A 19,015-nucleotide genomic window follows, 5' to 3' on the forward strand; every position below is an offset into this window, starting at 1 on the left:
CATTCCAAATGTCCTCAGACACTTCACTTTTTACGATAACCCCTTGAATATATCCGCTACCGTCACGCAGTTGCAGAAACTGAATTTTACCGCTAGATCTTTTATTGTTTACCCAAGCGCCGATTGTAACCGTTTCCCCTACATGGCGGCCTACTTGGGCAATCGTACTTTTATTCGTCATAAACGTCTCTCCTCTTAACCGAAAATCAAACAGCCCTTCCCTAGGGTCAGGCTGTTTGTTCTCAACTGGTTAATACATACATGCTAAAGTATGTATGTATGCATAAAATTCATTTTATTTCAGCTAAGTTATTGTACCAAACGGAACGTGTCACGGGCAATAACCAGTTCTTCGTTCGTTGGAATAACCAATACTTCTACCTTGGAATTTGCCGTTGTAATCCGACGAGGCTCACCAGAGCGAATAGCGTTCAGTGATTCATCCAGCTCGATACCGAGGAATGTCAGTTGCTCCAACACTCTCTTACGCAGAACAGCGGAATTCTCGCCCACACCTGCTGTAAATACAATCACGTCTACCCCGTTCATTGCCGCAGCATACGAGCCAATGTATTTACGCAGACGGTATTCATACATTTCGAATGCCAATGTAGAATTAGCTTCGCCTTTTTCCATACCTTCTGTGACTTCACGCATATCACTGCTGATACCGGAAATCGCTAAAAGTCCACTGTGCTTGTTCAGCATGGAGTTAACTTCATTGACCGTCAATTCTTCTTTGTTCATAACATAAGGCACGATTGCAGGGTCCAAATCACCACTACGTGTACCCATCATAAGTCCTTCCAGTGGAGTCATACCCATGGAAGTATCTACAGACAAGCCACCTTGGACTGCTGTTATACTACCGCCATTACCGATATGACAAGTAATGATCTTCAAATCTTCCAGAGGACGACCCAGGAATTTGGCAGCTTCCTTACTAACAAAATCATGTGAAGTACCATGGGCACCGTAACGACGTACCTTGTACTTATTGTACAACACCCGTGGAATAGCGTACATGTAAGCTTTCTCAGGCATCGTTTGGTGGAACGAGGTATCAAATATTACAGTCTGCGGCACATTTGGCATATTTGCTTCTGCGGCTCTAATCCCCATCATGGAAGGCGGGTTATGCAGTGGCGCAAGGTCGAACAGGCGACGGATTTCACTTTTTGCTTCAGGCGTTATAAGCGCTGACTGCTTGAAGATCTCTCCTCCATGAACCACGCGATGGCCTACAGCCTCAATTTCGCTAACGCTGGAAATCACACCATGCTCCGCATCTGTAAGTGCATTGAGCACTTTACGGACCGCTGTGGTATGCTCCAGAATTTCGCTAACTTCAGTATATTCTTCTTTGCCCGTTGGCTTATGCGTCAGGATGGAAGAGTCCATACCGATACGCTCGACCAGACCTTTCGCCAAAACGGACTCATCCGTCATATCATACAGTTGGTATTTCAGGGAAGAACTCCCTGCATTGATTACGAGAATTTTCATATCCGGTCACCATCCTTGTCGTACTTAAAGAACCCTTCGCCCGATTTTACGCCCAGATTACCTGCACGCACCATTTTCTTCAAGACGATGGACGGACGATATTTCAATTCGCCGAATTCGCGGAACATCCGCTCCAGAGCGGCCAAAACGGAATCCAGACCAAAGCGGTCAGCCATTTCCAAAGGACCGTTTTGGAAGCTGTAGCCGATTCGCATAGCATCGTCGATATCTTCAGCGGAAGCTACACCCTCTTGAAGCACATGTGCTGCTTCATTGATCAGCAAGCAAATGATACGGCTTGTTACGAAGCCTGGGGATTCATAGATCATAACCCCTTTTTTCTCTACTACTTCTTCAACAAACATTTTAGTGTTCTCAAACGTATCGTCCGAAGTTTTCAAGCCACGAATAATTTCTACAAGATCAATGCGGGATACCGGATAAATAAAGTGCATGCCAATCACACGCTCTGGATACTTGGTCGAGCTCGCAAGCTCGGTCAGGCTCAGCGTGGATGTATTACTTGCAAGAATAATGTTGCTTGGACACACATGGTCCAGCTCTTGGAAAACGGTTTTCTTCTCGTCCAGGTTTTCTGTAATGGTCTCAATGACCATATCACAACCGCCAAGCTCCGCCAAATGGGATACTTTTTGAATGCGGGATAAAATCAATTTCTTCTCCGCTTGAGTGATTGCCCACTTTTCCAGCTGTTTGTCCAGACTCGTTTCAATCATATTGTAGGCGTAGTCTAGTTTCTCTGGTGTCTGCTCTACCAGCAGCACATCAATTCCTTTGGACGCGAGCATTTCAGAAATACCTTGGCCCATGGTGCCGCCGCCGATGACGCCGATTTTTTTAAATTGCATGTTTCTTAATTCCACCCTTTCCTGGTCATTCTCATATATTGTATCCTTCTTTGTCGAAAAATACATGTTTATGTTCCAATAGATAATAATATCTTAGCACGGACTAAAAGTAAAAAAAAATAACCAGCATAAAAAATTATGCTGGTAATAAAGCATTTTCACTAAATTGACATCTAAATTGGTCTCCGGACAGTGTTTCTTCCTTCATCAGGATGTCAAGAGAGTTGTCGAACACAGGGCGATGCTTCTCAAGCAAGTCCAAAGTTCGGGTATGAAGTCCATCCATAATCTGGCTGTTTTCCCGCATAAGTTCTTCTTTTGTTACCATATCCATGTTAATAATCCCAAGTGAAGTCAAACCGGAGGTCATCATTGTATGAACGATATTCAGCGCCTGCTCAAAATCATTACTTGAGCCTGTACTGCGACCGCCATAGTAGATTTCCTCCGCTACAGCCCCGGCGAGGGAGATCATAATCTGCTCCTCCAGGAACTGCTTGGTATATAGATAATGCTCTTGCTGTGGATTGTGACGCACATAGCCGAGCGCTTTCCCGCGTGGGCTGAGCGCAACCTGGCTCACACTGCCGGGACGAACGATTTCGGCCATAATAGCATGTCCCAGTTCATGAATGGCTACACGCTTTTTCTCTTCCAGCGTTGATTCACGGTCCGTTTTCTCGCCCATCATCACCTTGTCAATGGCCATCGACAGATGTTTCTGGGCAATCATCTTCTCTTCCTGTCTCATCGCATAGATGGCCGCTTCATTCATGACGCTTTCCAGCTGTGCACCGGAAAAGCCATAGGATTCTTCAGCAATTTTGTCCAGATTCGCATCTTCCTGAATCGGTTTATTTTTGGCATGGATTTCCAGAATATGAAGACGACCCTTTTTATCGGGCAAATCCACTTGAATATGACGGTCAAAGCGTCCTGGACGAGTTAAAGCACTGTCCAGCATTTCTTTACGGTTAGTAGCCGCAATAAGCAAAATACGTGGCGTATCCGTTGAATAAATGCCATCCATTTCTGTCAGCAGCTGATTCAGGGTCTGATCATACTCACGCTGCTGTCCACCCTCACGCTTACCGCCAATTACATCAATCTCATCAATAAAAATAATCGCATTTTCCTTCTTTTCCTTAGCGGCACGGGTGCGCGCCTCGCGGAACAGCTCACGGATACGGCCTGCACCCACACCAACGTACATTTCAACAAATTCACTGCCTGAGGCAGCAACAAATACAGAATTGGTATAATGTGCAGCTGCCTTCGCCATCAATGTTTTCCCGGTTCCCGGAGGGCCTGTGAGCAAAATGCCTTTTATCGGACGAATACCAAATTTGGAAATTTCATCATGCCGATTCAAAAAGTCCATGGCCTCGCGCAGCTCCTGCTTGGCGCTTTCTTGTCCGCCGATTTCTTCAAAGGTCAGCTTGTCCGGGCCATTTTTTTTACGTTTACGCTCTTGACCGGCACCCACAGCCAAGCCACCGCGCGCATGCATGAGCATCAACAAGCCGCTGATCATGATACCTACGATCAGCAGAGGGATAATGTTCACCCCAATAAAGATGAGAAATATGATAGTTACCGGCACAATGCCGATTAGTGCTTCCTTGATCCATCTAGGCATTAGGCCATACCCCCATTTGCTGAGATTGACGTGGCAAAACGATAAACTTGGTCGCTTTACCTTCGCTGAGTCGGATATAGACATTGTTCGAATCCATATCAGTATCAGCCTGAATACCCGTCTTTTTCTTTTTCATCTGCTCAACGGTAGATGAAATTTGAGTATATTTTTTATTTTCCATCGCTTCCGCTACGGGGAACATAGCCTCAGACCACCATTGATTCAGTGCTGAATTGGAATGATCTGCAATGTCCAGCTTGATGGTACGGCTACCGATGATGGACTGTCCTTTTTGCTTAACTACATTGACCAATCCGGCCACATCTGCCTGTGGCTTGAGATCCAGTTTCAATACAACCTCTTCCGGTTTAATATCTATTTGAGCGCTTGTCACGCCGGGATATTGAGTAACCAATGTTTCCAGAGGATTTTGCATTGTAACCTGACGGTAAATGAACCATCCTCCAAACAACAGCGATGCTGCCAAAACTGCCGCAACAACGATAGGAACTACACGCAATTTCAAATAACATCCTCCTCTCAAAATGTAAAACAAAGAAGAAACGGGACGAATGTCAACAACAACCAGACTTATGATCTTGAACTTGCAGCAATCAGCAAGCTTTTTTCTATCATATTTGTCTATCACTCAGAAATATAGTATATCATATCGTATATTGAATATCGAAGGCAATGTGTGGGGAAGTTGAGGTTAGGCAAAATCATTGGTTATGGGTGGGTGGGGGAGACGCTGCGTGTAGGATTTGATCTTGCGATCGCTGTTGCCATGGGATTCTCTTGATGGTATAAAACATTTAAAGGTTAGAATCCCATGGCAAAGGCGAACGCTCCGCTTCTCCAGATTCAAATCCTCCACTCCGCTGCTGCCCGCCATAAAGATGAATTTTGCCTTAGCAGGAAAGTTGGGTAGGTAAGGATGCTTCGCTGGCTTTCAGCCAAGCTCCGCAGGGTTGGTAGTTAAAAAGACGTAAATACGAATTTCGTCGTATTTACGTCTTTTTTTATTTTACTTCTGATGTCTAGATTTATTTCCCTATTTCGGCTTTCTTTGCGTTCTTTCAGTTACTCCTGCTTTTACAATACATAATCCTTTATAGGAACATCATGCCGCCGTCGATCAGAGGGGATTGTCCTGTCATGTAATCGGAATCCGGACCTGCCAGGAAGGAGACGAAGGCTGATACATCTTCCGGTGTAGAGAGACGACCAAGCGCAATTTTGCTGCCGAATTCCTTGGTGGCATCGCCTATAGCTTCGCCTTTGGAGGCCGTAATTTCTTTATCAATTCCACTCCACATCGGAGTTTGTACAATACCGGGACAGTAGGCGTTGACTGTAATGCCATATTGCGCATATTCCTGAGCCGCGGTTTGTGTTAATGCTCGAACTGCAAATTTAGTTGCAGAGTAAATGCCCAGATTGGCGTTACCGACATGACCTGCCTGTGAAGAGGCATTAATGATTTTACCCCCATGACCCAGCTCTCTAAATTGGGCTGCGGCCGCCTGAATGCCCCACAGTACACTGGTCACATTGATATGAAACAACTTATCAAAATCAGCCAGTGTAACATCTTCCAACAGCTTGGCAGGAGCAATCCCCGCATTATTCACGATAACATCAAATCCACCGAGTTTGTCAGTTGTCTCCTTGACGGCGGCAAAAACCTGATCCCGGTTGGAAACATCGACTTTAAGCGCAATCGAGCGCCCTCCTGCCTTTGTAATTTCATCAGCCACACTTTTAGCCGTTTCTTCATTCAAATCTACGACTGCCACGGCGAAGCCATCTTGACTCAGACGTAAAGCGATAGCCCGCCCAATCCCTTGACCTCCACCTGTTACCAATGCAACTTTCCCATCCATTTTTCCCATGTTCATGAATCTCCTTTGGTGAATAAGTAGTCATGATAACATAGCCACAAAATTATGGGTTACGTTAGTCCGCATCTATGATTAAACCATTTTTAGGAAAAAATTATTATGATATATGTAATAGACTTCATATTTAGACTCTTTAAGGGAAATTCAAGCAAGCTTGAAAGATACATGTGGAGCCACTCGCAGGCAAGATGGTGCTTCCCATCGCTGTCATTCCATGATACATACTAATCAAACATAAAAACTAAAAAACGTAAATACGATTTAAATCGCATTTACGTTTTTTTCTTAGCTTTCAATCATTCCAAGCTATATAAACTGAGTTTAAAAGTTAAAAATCCGGGAACAAGATTGACAGATGTAAAGCTCAAAACGGAGACAAGCGCAGCCCGGCGTCCGTAACACCCCCTACCCTCAACTCCCTGGTGTTTGGAGTGACTTCATGGCGGTCAGCCAGCGGAGTGGGCCATTTGAATCTGAAGAAGCGAAGCGTTCGCCTTTGCTATGGGATTCTTACCCTTGAAATATTTAATATAATAAAGAATCCCGTAGCAATAGCGATCGTAAGATCAAATGGACTGCGCAGCGCTCCCAAGCTCTCCTGGCGCTCCCAACACTCCAAAACCACCAATCCCCACCTCAACATCACTCTAGTAATTAGGCAATGTATACTTTACCCCTGTCGATCCCCCATCTGAGAAACGGTAAAAGGTATAGTTATGATGGCTTCCATCATTGTAAAACAGCTGCCACACATATTCGCCATTGAACACACTTGGCTGGAGGCTCACGATCTCTGCATCTGGAAGCTGCTGCTCAATAATTGCCGTCATTTTCTCCTCGTCGACTCCGTTTTTCAATAGCTCGGTATGGACACCACTATTATCTGCGGCAGGTACATTAGGCTGTCCCTCCATTTTTTGAAAGGGAACCCACACCATTATATTTTCATTTTGGGCATTTTTCCCTTGAACTACCCAATATATCTGACTCCATACTGACTTCCATGTACGAGTCGTGCTGACCAGACCACCCGATTGCTTGGCCTTTATGATAGCGGCATTCCTCTCGGCCACCTGGTCTTGCGTAACATAAGAATAATACCAGAACATGCTGACCAGGATCAGTATCACGGCCAAAATAGCGACCGCTATCCATTTTTTCTTATTTTTCAAAACCTGTGCTTCCTCTCTAAGGGGATGTGACACCTGAATTAGCGCGACAGCAGCCCTTCAAAGGCGGCTTGTGCCTCATGTTTGATGCGTTCCTCGTCCATCGTCAGGCACTCACCGTTTTTCACGACCTGACGACCGTCTACCCACACATGGGCCACATCCTTGGCACTTGCAGAGTATACAGCATGGGAAATAAGGTCCGTACGCGGCAGGAAATGCGCCTGATTCAGATCCAACGCGATAAAGTCAGCCTTGTTGCCTGCTGCCAGCACTCCCACCTCATTTAAACCAATCGACTTCGCGCCGTACTCGGTTGCCAGACGCAGTGCTTCATTCGCAGGAACTGCCGTAGGATCACCGGATACTCCCTTATGAATGAGAGCAGCCAGACGCATTTCCTCAAACATATCCAGATTATTATTGCTGGCAGGACCATCCGTACCGAGCGAAACGGTAACCCCTGCACGCAGCAGCTCAGGCACTCTTGCTACACCACTTGCCAGCTTCAGGTTGCTGCCCGGATTATGGGAAACCGCTACACCACGTTCAGCCAGCAAGGCTATTTCCTCGTCGTTCAAATGAACGGCATGGGCAACAAGCGAAGGACGGGAGAAAAAGCCGAGCTTATCCAAATGTGCAACTGGACGCAAGCCATAATCACGTACGTTTTGCTCAACTTCGGCAATAGTCTCGGACATGTGGGTGTGCAGCGGTAAATTCAAATCATGCGCAGCCTGTACAAATTTTTCGATAAATGCAGGCGGACATGTGTATGGCGCATGTGGAGACATCATTGTTGTAATGCGACCATCCGCCTTGCCATGCCAGTTACGTGCAAAAGTCACAGCCTCAGCCAGCTTGATTCGCTGCTCCTCCTCTGAGCATAATCCAATCGCTCCACGCATCAGACTCGCACGAATGCCTGACTCTTCAGCTACACGAGCCACCTCATCCATATGATCGTACATGTCCAGGAAGGTCGTCGTACCGCCTTTCAGCATTTCCAGCACAGACAAGGAAGTACCCCAGTATACATCTGAAGCTGTAAATTTGGCTTCCATCGGCCACATTTTCTCCTGAAGCCATACTTGAAGTGCCAAATCATCGCCATACCCACGCAGCAGTGACATCGCCGCATGACCATGCGTATTAATCAGACCTGGTAAAAAGAGCAAGCCTTTGCCGTCAAATGCTTCTGTATCTTCCTCTCCTGCAGGCAAAGTCTCGCCAATGTAAGTAATCCGGCTATCCTCCACAATCATATAGCCATGGATTACCCCGGCTTCAGGTCCGTTTACGGCAAAGGAGCCGTTTTTAATCATCCATTTATTCACTGTCATCTTGCGATTCTTCCTTTCCATCCTCTAAATAATAAGCGAGGCTTAGCAAATCGGTTGTAAAATCTGTGGTATGTACCCGGATGTTGTCCGGGGTTTTCAGAATGATCGGTGCAAAGTTCAGGATCGCTTCAATACCACACTCAATCAGCTTGTCGGCCACGTGTTGCGCTTCGAAATCCGGTACAGTAATAATCCCGATCCGAATATTTTTTTCTTTCACAGTCGCCTCCAATTGATCCATTGGCTGAACGACCAGCGTATTGATCATCGTTCCGGTCTTCTCAGGAACAGCATCAAATACGGCTACAATTTTCATATTGTCTTTTAAGTAAGCATTATAATTCGAGAGGGCTTGCCCCAGATTACCTGCTCCGACCAATGCAACGTTGATTTGCTGGTCAATTTTTAGGATATGACGTATTTTTTCAATCAGATAAGTCACATCATAGCCGATACCCTTTCGGCCAAAATCTCCAAAGTATGCGAGATCCTTGCGGATTTGGGCCGGATTCAAATTCAGCCTTTGCCCCAGATCCTGGGAAGAAACCGTAGCCACTTCCCTTTTGTTCAGTGCATTCAGATAGCGTAGATATACGGGCAACCTCCGTACAACTGCCTCAGAAATTTTTTCTGATTTCATACTTGCTCCCCCTAATTGTAACGGACATGTCTCATGTCCGTCCGTTATGCCTCAGTCTCCGGGGCGGATTGGAGCCATTCAGAGATGCGGGGCACCATTTGCTCCGTCGGCATATGCTCCATTTTTGGTCCCGGTAATGAGTACAAAAAGTGCTTTCCGTAATAGGATTCGATGACACGTGTATCGTAAACGATGACGACCCCGTGGTCGCTCGCTGTACGTACCAAACGCCCGAACCCCTGTTTAAAGCGAATGACTGCCTGTGGAACAGACAGCTTCATAAATGGATTTTTCTTCTGCTGCTGCAGCAGCTCGCTTTTCGCCTCCAGCAACGGGTGATTCGGCGGTTGAAACGGCAGACGGACGATGGCCAAACACGTCAGCGCCTCGCCTGGAATATCAACACCCTCCCAGAAGCTGCTGGTTCCCAGCAATACAGAAGCCTTGGCCTCCTGAAAACGCCGGGTGAGCTTGCTGCGGCTCCCACTGTCTACACCCTGTCCCAGCACAGTGATGTCGCTGGAAGACAATGCCTCTTTGAGCGGCTCATACACTTGCCGGAGCATACGGTAAGAGGTAAACAGAACGAGCATTCTCCCCCGGGTCGCCTGTGCAGTCGCGCCTAGCGAGCTGACAAGCATATTAACAAAATGCGCATCTCCTACACTGCCCTTTACACTCGGGAAATCGCGGGGAATGACCAGCAGCACCTGATCCCTGTAGTTAAAGGGTGACGGGAGCTGCGAAGTCATCAGCCGTCCCTCATCTGCAGCTTCCTGCAAACCGAGCTGATCGGTCATGTACTGAAACGATTTATCCACCGACAAAGTAGCTGAGGTCAGAATAATGCTTCTTTTTTTGTCAAAAAACATTTCTTTCAGCTGGCGGCTCACATCTACAGGCACTGCATAAAATTGCAATGATTTACTGCGGAATTGCCCACTCGCTTCAAGCCAGTAGACGGTCGTCTCATCATCAAGACGTATAAAGAGACGCAAATTCTCCTTGATTCCGGCTAAATCCTTGAGCAGTCCTGTAATATCCGTAATAAGGCTGTCAGCCGCATAATCATCATATTCTTCCTTTACGTCCAGCATGAGCTTGTCACCCTTGCGCAAAATTTCGCTTAGTGTGACATTTAACTGATTTTCCAGCGCAGACGCTTGATCCCACTTGGCAGGCTTGGCCGACGGCTTGAGACGAGAAGAAAATTGTCCTGTTTCACCCGGTGTCGCATCACTTCGCTCCGGCAGCATACCAAATAGCTTGTCGCTCAGCAAATCCCATGTTTCCTTGACCTCCAGCACAAGCGGATATAGCTGGTCGATGATTGAAGCCCAATCTGCCGACTTCTCATGTCCAGACTTCACCAACTGCTGACGCAATGAAGGCAGCTGTCCATTCTTGCTGTCTTTGAACAGTCTGGTCAACGTATGAACGAGTGTGAAATATTTCATATGCATGCCCAGATGCTTGCCAGCGACCTCCTCCAGATGGTGTGCTTCATCAATGACCAGATGCTCGTAGCTTGGCAACAGCTGATGGCTTGCCTTGACATCCGTAAACAGCTTGGAATGATTCGTAATAACCACATCCGATATTCCCGCCTCATGACGCGCACGATGATAAAAGCATTTGCGGAACCACGGGCAGGAGCGGCCAAGACAGGACTCGGAATCACTTGCTACCGTTTCCCAAAAATCTCCGCCACGATTGCTCAGATTCAGTTCTTCATCATCACCGGTTTCTGTCAGCGTCAGCCAGACGATCATCTGAGCCGCCGTTATTAAATCTTCCTTTGGTGTTGCGAAGTCTCTTCTGTTTATTTTATGTTCAAACTTGCGCAGACACAAATAATGCCCCCGACCCTTAAAAATGGCAGCCCGGAACGGAAACGGAATCACCTTCGTCAGCATCGGAATATCGCGCTCGCGCAACTGCTCCTGCAGATTGATGGTATGCGTACTTACCGTAACCCGCTGTCCATATTTTACACTGTGATACAGTGATGGAAGCAAATAACCGAGGGACTTGCCTGTCCCTGTACCTGCCTCGATCAACAAATGCTTGTCTTCACTCAGCGCCTGATTTACATCCTCTATCATTTGTACCTGCGCTTCGCGCTCCTCGTATTGGCTCAAGGATGAACGCAATTGATTTCGCACATCATCCATGTATTCCTCAAAGGAAACACCCGACAGCGGATTCGGATCATCTTCTCTGCGCGGAGCTGCCAGCTCTGTCCAATCCTCCACCTTCAGTGCAAGCTGACGATAAAACTGATGCCCATCCAAATCCTGAATGGGATCAAGCTCTTTCTCTTCACGCACCCCGTCAAGAAACCAGCCAAGATCACTGTCTTCCTCTGCAAACAAATCGCTGAGCCGCTGTATCGTGATTAAAGGCAACGCTTGAAGCTCAGCCAGACACTTTAAGAACACCTCAGCCGTAGCCAGCGCGTCACTGTCTGCTTGATGGGGGCGATCATGAGCCAGCCCGAACTCAGAAGAAACAAATCCGAGTTGATAGGAGGAGAGCGATGGAAACATGATTTTCAGAAAATCCATCGTATCCAAAATTCTGCCGCTAAACGGCAGGTATCCGCACCGATCTAAAGCGTTTTGCAAAAAATTAAAATCAAATGCCACATTATGACCGACCAGGACAACATCATCCAGCAAAGGGACAAGCTCCATCATCATCTCTTCAAGTGCAGGAGCATCCTTGACGTCATCGTCTGTAATTCCGGTCAACCCCGTAATAAAAGGCGGAATGGGTCTGCCAGGGTTCACATAAGAACCGTAAACACGGGAAATGCTGTTATCATGATCTATAATTGCAAGTCCGACTTGAATGATGTCATCCGCGGACTGGGTGCCTGTCGTTTCAAAATCCAATACCGCAAATTTCATTCGGGCTTAATCCTTTCTTTTGACACATACAAAAAATAATAACTCTGTATAACAGCATATCAGAAGATCGCCTTTTTGGAAATTAAGACAGCCAAAAAAGACGATGCACACGCCGCCTGGGAAGGTGGGCATGCATCGTCTTACCCGGTGTCTGACAACAGCTACATCCAGGTCATCATCGAGCTGTCGTAGCGAAGCATTTCGGTACCGAACAAACAGGCTTCCATATTGTGCAAGGGCTCGGGCATCGCAGGATCAAGCTGGTGCGCGAGAGCAAAACATTTTTGCGCAGCCGCTACGTCAGCCTGTTTGGCCATCAGACAGCCAAGCGCGTTATAGATGGCCGCCTTGAGTGTCGGCTGCTCAGTCAGGTCAAGCACCTGCTCAAAATGGCGTACAGCCTGCGCTGTATCCTCCAGTTGAAAATACGCCATTCCTAAATACATACGACTTTGCCAGCTGTTCGGAAAATGCTGTAATACCTGCTCGAACTGTTGAATTGCCTCAGGGTACATAAGCAGTTGATAATATCCTTGTCCCCGATTATAGGCAGGCAGCTCTTTTTCAGGCTGTTCCTTTCCAGTTAGCTCCGTGTCAGACATATCGGACTCTGCGGAAAAACCGGCCGCTCGCAGGCAAACCATTTTTTCCTCAAAGGCCAGCCATTCATCCATAATTCTGTCACTCATTTTCCGCAGCAAGCTCCAATGCTGCAGCAGCTCCTGTTTGCGCGAGCCTTGGGCTGATGGGTAATGCTTCACGATATCATCTAACATGCTGTTCATTTCTGCGAATACATGCTGGAACATGTGCATCCCGCCCTTACGAAAGATGGATTAGTACACTCACATTTTTCGCCTAAAGGGCGGGTTTCATCCGCACTCCCATTCATTACATGATCGTAGCGTGTACTTCCTTATTCGCCGTCTGAGCTGGTTTATTATGCTCATCCACGAATACTACAGTCGGTTTGTATGTTTTTGCCTCCTCATTTGACATCGAAGCGTAGGAAATAATAATGACCGTATCACCAGGCTGCACCAGACGCGCTGCCGCACCGTTGAGGCAGATCACGCCGCTGCCACGCGGTCCAGGGATAACATAGGTTTCCAGCCGCGCTCCATTGTTATTATTCACAATTTGAACCTTTTCATTTTCCAGCAGATCGGATGTCTCCATCAAATCCTCATCAATCGTAATACTCCCCACATAATTAAGATTGGCTTCAGTCACCGTCGCCCGGTGAATTTTCGATTTCATCATCGTTCTAAACATGGGAAAGCACCTCCGCTTTCTGTAATCTTATATTGTCAATCAGTCGGGTGTTCCCAAATTTCACAGCCAGCGCTACAATGATGTCCTCTTCAACATCACTTAGCCGCTGCTCAGGAAGAATTGGCTCCAAGCCGGGAAAAGTTAATATTTCAATGTAGTCAATGTCCGCCAAAGGCGAGGAAGTAATGGTGGACTCCACCATTTGGTGTATCTGACGAATCGTAAACGTATTTCGGACAACATCCTCGCTCACTTCACGCACCTTGCGCAGTGACCGGGACAGCACCAGTGCCTGCTCCCGCTGCTCTGCACTCAAATACACATTGCGCGAGCTCAGCGCCAAACCGTCAGCCTCTCTAACGATAGGGCAAGGTATAATCGTCACATTCATATTGAGATCGGTCACCATCTGCTGGAGCACAGCAACCTGCTGCGCGTCCTTCATACCAAAGAAGGCCAGATCAGGATTGACCATGTTAAACAGCTTCGCTACCACTGTCGTCACACCATCAAAGTGTCCTGGACGTGAAGCGCCGCACAAGCGTTCGGTCAAGGCGGATACGTGAATCTTGGTTCGGGTTGGCTGTGGATACATTTCTGCTACAGTTGGCAAAAACACAATATCCACGCCCTCACGCCGTGCTACCTCCAGGTCACGTGCTTCATCCCGAGGATAGCTGTCCAGATCTTCATTAGGTCCAAATTGAATCGGGTTGACGAAAATGCTGAGCACCACTGTATCTGACATTTCACGCGCCTTTTGCATCAAGCTCGCATGGCCTTCATGCAAATATCCCATCGTCGGCACAAAGCCGACTTTATGCTGCTGCTGCACAGAGGCAGAATCATTTACCACTTTTGCTCCATTTGCGCCAAGCTGGCGACGTTCAGCGATAGCCTGTCGCAGCTCGGCCACTTCTCTTACGATGATCATGACCGGGATTCCACCTTTTCCTTAGCTTGTTCCTGTGTCTGTCCTTTAGCCTTACCGTACAGAGCTTCCACGACACGGTCATCCGCACTGAACACATGCTCTTCAGCCGGAAAGGCCCGTCCCTTCACATCGCTCACATATTGCTCAATACTGCTGCGGATCAAGCCGCCTACATTGGCATAGGTTTTGACAAAGCGCTTGCTGTAATAAGGCGATGCATATTGAATCAGATCGTGGTAGACCAGCACCTGGCCGTCGCATCCGCGTCCAGCGCCAATGCCAATGGTCGGAATGGATAGTTCTTTGGAAATGGCAGTTGCGACTTCCTCAGTCACCAGTTCCAGTACAATGCCAAAGGCTCCCGCCTGCTCCAGTGCCTTGGCATCCTCCATCAACCGACGTGCGTCTGCTTCGTCCTTACCTTGAATGCGATAGCCGCCAATCTGATTGACTGCCTGTGGTGTAAGACCGATATGTCCCAGTACAGGTACACCTGCCCGAACAGTCGCTTTTACGACATCGGAAATTTCCGCTCCGCCTTCCAATTTGACAGCATGCACATGTCCTTCCTGCATCAGACGGCGGATGCCCTGAAGGCTTTCCGATACGCTGCTGTGGTATGTCATAAAAGGCATGTCCGCTACGATAAATGTATGCTCCGCGCCTCTTGCTACCGCCCGGGAGTGGTACACGATATCGTCCAAAGTTACGGGAATGGTCGAATCGTAACCAAGAACCACATTACCCAGTGAATCACCCACTAGAATCATGTCTATTCCCGCCTCCTCGGCTATTTTAGCCGATGGATAATCATACGCGGTCAGCATACTGAGCGGAATGCCCTCCTGCTTCATTTTTTTCATTTTCACAATATTCAGTGCTTGTTTTCCCGCCATTGCGAATGGCTCCCTTCCATCTTTTTTTTGGCACAAAAAATAACCTTTTATGAACGCCTGCATATGTGCGTCATTAAAAGGTCCGAACAGCCAAAAAAGACACTCATTTTGAGATCGTCCCTTCTGTCTCGGTCCTGTTCGGCTCAGAGCAGAATCCAACGTAACCTTCAAATGAAGTTATGATGGTTTTACAAACTTGCTAAAGTAGAGCATGTGCCCTTGGAGTGCAGCTCGGACCGTCCGATGCCGCCTCCTGCACAGTATAACAAAAAACATCCCATTTTTCACGTGAAGTTTTGCACAGGGAACATAGCGATTCCGGGCGCTATTCACAGCTATATTCGCTCTTACAATTGTATATCGCCTGAAATGACCTGAATTCGCTCTCCCTGATCCGTTTCTACCACTAGTGCCCCTGATGGGTCCAGACCAACGGCTATACCTTCCACCACTATTCCTTGTCCGGTATGAGCTCGTACGCTGCGGTTTATCGTTACCGATAAAGCCTCCCACAGCATGGCTATCGGCTGGAAACCCTGCTCCGCATACAACCTGCATAGCTGCTCCATCTCTTCCAGCACCGCAGCAATCAATTCAGTGCGGTCAATTTCACGCCCTGCTTCTATTTTCAAGGATGTTCCCAACTGAGTTAATTCTTCAGGATAATCATCCGTATTCAAATTCACATCAATGCCGATGCCGGCAATACAATAGCGGACCCGTTGATCCTCGGTTGCGGATTCCAGCAAAATACCGGACACTTTGCGGCCATGAATAAGCAGATCATTGGGCCACTTGATGCCTGCCTCCACACCCGTCAGCCGACGAATGGCCCTGCACACCGCCACACCTGTAAGCAGTGTCAGCTGGGGAGTAAAGCCTAGGGGCTGGGTGGGACGCTGCACAATGCTCATCCAGACGCCTTTGCCACGAGGTGAAAACCACTTCCGACCCAAACGTCCCCGTCCTGCCGTTTGCTCCTCCGCCAGCACTACTGTCCCCTCCGGCGCCCCCTCTTCTGCCAAACGCATGGCATCCTGCTGAGTGGAGACCGTCGAATCCAGAATAACGATACGTTGGCCGAACGATTCGGTATTCAATGCACGTGCCAGCTTGGAAACCTCCAGTCGGTCTGGATGGGACACCAATCGGTAGCCACGACGCGAGGAGGCTTCAATGGTGTAGCCCAGCTCACGCAGCTTGTTAATCTGCTTCCATATGGCCGTACGGCTGACCGAGAGGCGGCGGCTGATTTCCTCACCCGATACATAATCGGATGCCCCCTCCTCCAGTATGCCTAACAATCTTTCATGATTATTCATTACTTATCACCTGTTCTGTCACCTGTTTCGTCACCCGTTTCGCTTCCTGAAGCAATGCTTCTGTTTCATTCGGTATATCTCCGCAGGCGGCAGCCAGTAAAAGCCATTCCATCGTCTGTCCCAGCCAAGGCCCACCCCGTCGATTCATCGCTTGAACCAGTATATTTCCTGTAATGTTTAAATCCTTAATACGAATCACTGCAGCTTGCTTTGTCCATGAATTGGCCAATTCTGCCATCCGTGCCACATGCTGATCTGCCTCCAGCGATAATCCACGAAATGAAGCAGGCAGTACTTGATAAACCTCAAGCCAGTCTGAAGCGGTATCCCGTCCCAGCTTAATTAATAGTTGAATCCAGTTGCGGCGGAGTGCCTCATCGCGGCTGTCGTCATGTTTTTCAGAATCGGAGTCACCAGCTATTGCAACAGCACGGCTGACTAGCTCGGTCTCCCATTCCAGCAGATGAACCAGTCGCAGACGTACAGCGTTGGAGAAGGTCCAGGCTCTCAGCAGCTCGTCCGCCGCCTCTGAGGTCAGTCTGCAAGACAACAAAAGCAGGCCCCAACGCAGTTCATCCGGTAGCTGCACGATCCCGCCAAGCGCGTCCCCTTCACATTGCTCCCAGGGAACCGACACCTTTGTACAGGCCAGCAATCCGCTCCGGCTCAGCATGTCCAGACCGCGTAGCGGGTCCGGTCCGGACAGCATCTTTTCCAGTTCGACTCGCACGCGTTCCATCGCTATATATCGAAGTCCTTCTCTACGTCGAATCATCCCTTTCCAGGTGTTGAAAGCGATGCGGAAACGGAAAACAGAGGCAAAACGGATGCAGCGCAGCATCCGCAATCCGTCCTCCTCAAACCGTTCCTCGGCTCGCCCCACACAACGGACAAGAGCAGCTCGCAAATCGGCTTCTCCTCCAAACGGGTCCACTCGCTCTCCATATTCATCCATCGCGATCGCGTTCATGGTAAAATCACGGCGCATCAGATCCTCCCGGATCTCCTTCACAAAAGCAACTTCCGTTGGGCGGCGGTGATCAGCGTAGCCGCTCTCCGTACGAAATGTGGTTACCTCGAATGCATGACCGCCCTGCATGACCGTAACCGTCCCATGCTGAATTCCTGTCGGAATGACATGAGGGAACAGGGCTATGACCTGTTCCGGTTCAGCCGAAGTGGTCAGGTCCATGTCATGAATAGCGCGGCCTAATAGTTCATCCCGTACACAGCCGCCAACCCAGTAGGCCTCGTGGCCTGCTGTCGTAAGTGTATGTATGACCTCTTTGCCATGAAGAGCCATCTCTTGATCCGCATATTGCCAGGTATTTGTCTTCACAGGGTTTCCCCCTTTGCAAATATTCAATAAAAAAACGGACGCGAGTCCGCCTCCTTAAACGCAGATCGGTTTAAGCTCCGGCACCTCGCGTCCCAACACACGGTAATATATTTCTTCGTATTGACGGCTAATCAGCTTATCACAGAAAACAGTGCGAGCACGTGTCAGACAGGCTTCACGGAAACGCTCTGCCATCACTTCATCGGATAACAGCTCGACTGCATATTCAGCCATCGCCTCGGTGTTGCCAATTTCAGCAAGATATCCCGTACTTCCATGTACAACAAGTTCAGGTATGCCTCCTGCCTGAGAGCCAACGGTTGGCACCCCGCAAGCCATGGCTTCCAATGCAACCAGCCCAAAGCTTTCTTTTTCCGAAGGAAGCAACAGCACATCCGCCATGGAAATAACCTGTGCAATCTCATCCTGCTTACCCAAAAAGAATACCTTATCCTGTAAGCCTAATTCTTCGATTTTACAGCGGATTTTAGGAAGCTCCGGCCCTTCCCCGACCAGCAGCAGCTTCGAAGGTACTTTTTCCTGTACTCGTGCAAATATATCCAATACGTCTGCCACCCGTTTGACAGGGCGGAAATTGGAAATATGCATCATGATCTTTTCATCCGGCTGGGCAAAATCTCTCCGCAGCGAAGCCGCATCCCTTGGATAATACACCCGTTTGTCGACAAAGTTGTAGGTCAAGTCAATGGGCCGTGTAATCTCCAGGGCATCTATCGTCTCACGAATCAAATCCTTGGATACTGCGGTCACAGCGTCGCTTTTGTTAATCGCCAGTCGAATCAGGTCCTTCAACGATTCATCCTGCGCCAGCACCGTAATGTCCGTACCGTGCAGCGTGGTCACCACCTTGAGGTGATCGCCGACCATTTCCTTGGCCAAATAAGCGCATACCGCATGTGGTACGGCATAATGAACATGAAGTACATCCAAATTCTTCATTTGTGCAACCTGAGCCATTTTTGTCGCCAACGACAAATCATAAGGCGGGTATCTGAACACATAATAATCGTTAACCTCAACCTCATGATAGAATATATTTTTTTGGAATGCCCCGCCTAATCTGAACGGAATGCTGTTGGCAATAAAATGAACCTCATGCCCCTTCTCGGCCAGCAACTTGCCCAGTTCTGTCGCTACTACGCCGGAGCCACCCAGCGATGGATAACAGGTAATTCCAATTTTCAATTTGTCATTCAAGTTAAGCTGCCCCCCTTCCGTTCATCAGTAATGACTTTTAATAATAGTG

General features: G+C 48.2%; 16 protein-coding genes and 1 pseudogene. All 17 read right to left on the bottom strand.

Annotation, left to right across the window (positions count from 1 at the left end):
- Positions 1-181 (bottom strand): annotated as a pseudogene (locus tag WG8_RS28490) (OB-fold nucleic acid binding domain-containing protein); the annotation flags it as partial.
- Between the two features lie 128 nt (positions 182-309).
- On the bottom strand, positions 310-1,506 hold the full coding sequence (locus WG8_RS13635) for an acetate/propionate family kinase (RefSeq protein ID WP_007430785.1): 1,197 nt from the start codon (positions 1,504-1,506) through the stop codon (positions 310-312).
- Complete coding sequence (locus WG8_RS13640) at positions 1,503-2,375, bottom strand: 3-hydroxyacyl-CoA dehydrogenase family protein (protein WP_007430786.1); 873 nt, start codon at positions 2,373-2,375, stop codon at positions 1,503-1,505. Before WG8_RS13640 ends, WG8_RS13635 begins: the two co-directional genes overlap by 4 nt.
- A gap of 136 nt (positions 2,376-2,511) precedes the next feature.
- Positions 2,512-4,014, bottom strand: a complete 1,503-nt coding sequence (locus WG8_RS13645) for an AAA family ATPase (protein WP_007430787.1) — start codon at positions 4,012-4,014, stop codon at positions 2,512-2,514.
- Positions 4,007-4,540 carry a hypothetical protein gene (locus WG8_RS13650; protein WP_007430788.1) on the bottom strand — a complete coding sequence of 178 codons (534 nt, stop codon included), beginning with the start codon at positions 4,538-4,540 and terminating at the stop codon, positions 4,007-4,009. The genes WG8_RS13645 and WG8_RS13650 overlap by 8 nt, the downstream gene beginning before the upstream one ends.
- 586 nt (positions 4,541-5,126) lie before the next feature.
- Positions 5,127-5,909, bottom strand: a complete 783-nt coding sequence (locus WG8_RS13655) for a (S)-acetoin forming diacetyl reductase (RefSeq protein WP_007430789.1) — start codon at positions 5,907-5,909, stop codon at positions 5,127-5,129.
- A 656-nt stretch (positions 5,910-6,565) separates the two neighbouring features.
- On the bottom strand, positions 6,566-7,090 hold the full coding sequence (locus WG8_RS13660; protein ID WP_007430790.1) for a cell wall elongation regulator TseB-like domain-containing protein: 525 nt from the start codon (positions 7,088-7,090) through the stop codon (positions 6,566-6,568).
- Between the two features lie 38 nt (positions 7,091-7,128).
- Positions 7,129-8,430, bottom strand: coding sequence for an amidohydrolase (locus WG8_RS13665; protein ID WP_007430791.1), 1,302 nt, complete (start codon positions 8,428-8,430; stop codon positions 7,129-7,131).
- On the bottom strand, positions 8,417-9,070 hold the full coding sequence (locus WG8_RS13670) for a redox-sensing transcriptional repressor Rex (protein ID WP_007430792.1): 654 nt from the start codon (positions 9,068-9,070) through the stop codon (positions 8,417-8,419). The genes WG8_RS13665 and WG8_RS13670 overlap by 14 nt, the downstream gene beginning before the upstream one ends.
- 44 nt (positions 9,071-9,114) lie before the next feature.
- Positions 9,115-11,982, bottom strand: a complete 2,868-nt coding sequence (gene dinG, locus WG8_RS13675; RefSeq protein WP_007430793.1) for an ATP-dependent DNA helicase DinG — start codon at positions 11,980-11,982, stop codon at positions 9,115-9,117.
- Positions 11,983-12,143: 161 nt separating this feature from the next.
- On the bottom strand, positions 12,144-12,791 hold the full coding sequence (locus WG8_RS13680; RefSeq protein WP_007430794.1) for a tetratricopeptide repeat protein: 648 nt from the start codon (positions 12,789-12,791) through the stop codon (positions 12,144-12,146).
- A gap of 82 nt (positions 12,792-12,873) precedes the next feature.
- Entirely contained in the window at positions 12,874-13,257 is a 384-nt protein-coding gene (gene panD / locus WG8_RS13685) for an aspartate 1-decarboxylase (protein ID WP_007430795.1), read from the bottom strand.
- Positions 13,250-14,191, bottom strand: a complete 942-nt coding sequence (gene panC / locus WG8_RS13690) for a pantoate--beta-alanine ligase (protein WP_007430796.1) — start codon at positions 14,189-14,191, stop codon at positions 13,250-13,252. The genes panD and panC overlap by 8 nt, the downstream gene beginning before the upstream one ends.
- Positions 14,188-15,087: a 3-methyl-2-oxobutanoate hydroxymethyltransferase gene (gene panB, locus WG8_RS13695; protein WP_007430797.1), complete on the bottom strand. Its 900-nt coding sequence runs from the start codon at positions 15,085-15,087 to the stop codon at positions 14,188-14,190. The genes panC and panB overlap by 4 nt, the downstream gene beginning before the upstream one ends.
- A 347-nt stretch (positions 15,088-15,434) precedes the next feature.
- Complete coding sequence (locus WG8_RS13700; RefSeq protein WP_007430798.1) at positions 15,435-16,409, bottom strand: biotin--[acetyl-CoA-carboxylase] ligase; 975 nt, start codon at positions 16,407-16,409, stop codon at positions 15,435-15,437.
- Complete coding sequence (locus WG8_RS13705) at positions 16,402-17,748, bottom strand: CCA tRNA nucleotidyltransferase (RefSeq protein WP_007430799.1); 1,347 nt, start codon at positions 17,746-17,748, stop codon at positions 16,402-16,404. The genes WG8_RS13700 and WG8_RS13705 overlap by 8 nt, the downstream gene beginning before the upstream one ends.
- Before the next feature lie 54 nt (positions 17,749-17,802).
- Positions 17,803-18,966 (bottom strand): N-acetyl-alpha-D-glucosaminyl L-malate synthase BshA, encoded by a 1,164-nt coding sequence (gene bshA, locus WG8_RS13710; protein WP_007430800.1) that lies wholly within the window; start codon positions 18,964-18,966, stop codon positions 17,803-17,805.
- Between the last annotated feature and the right edge of the window lie 49 nt (positions 18,967-19,015).

This window comes from Paenibacillus sp. Aloe-11, from assembly GCF_000245715.1.
GTDB lineage: Bacteria > Bacillota > Bacilli > Paenibacillales > Paenibacillaceae > Paenibacillus > Paenibacillus kribbensis.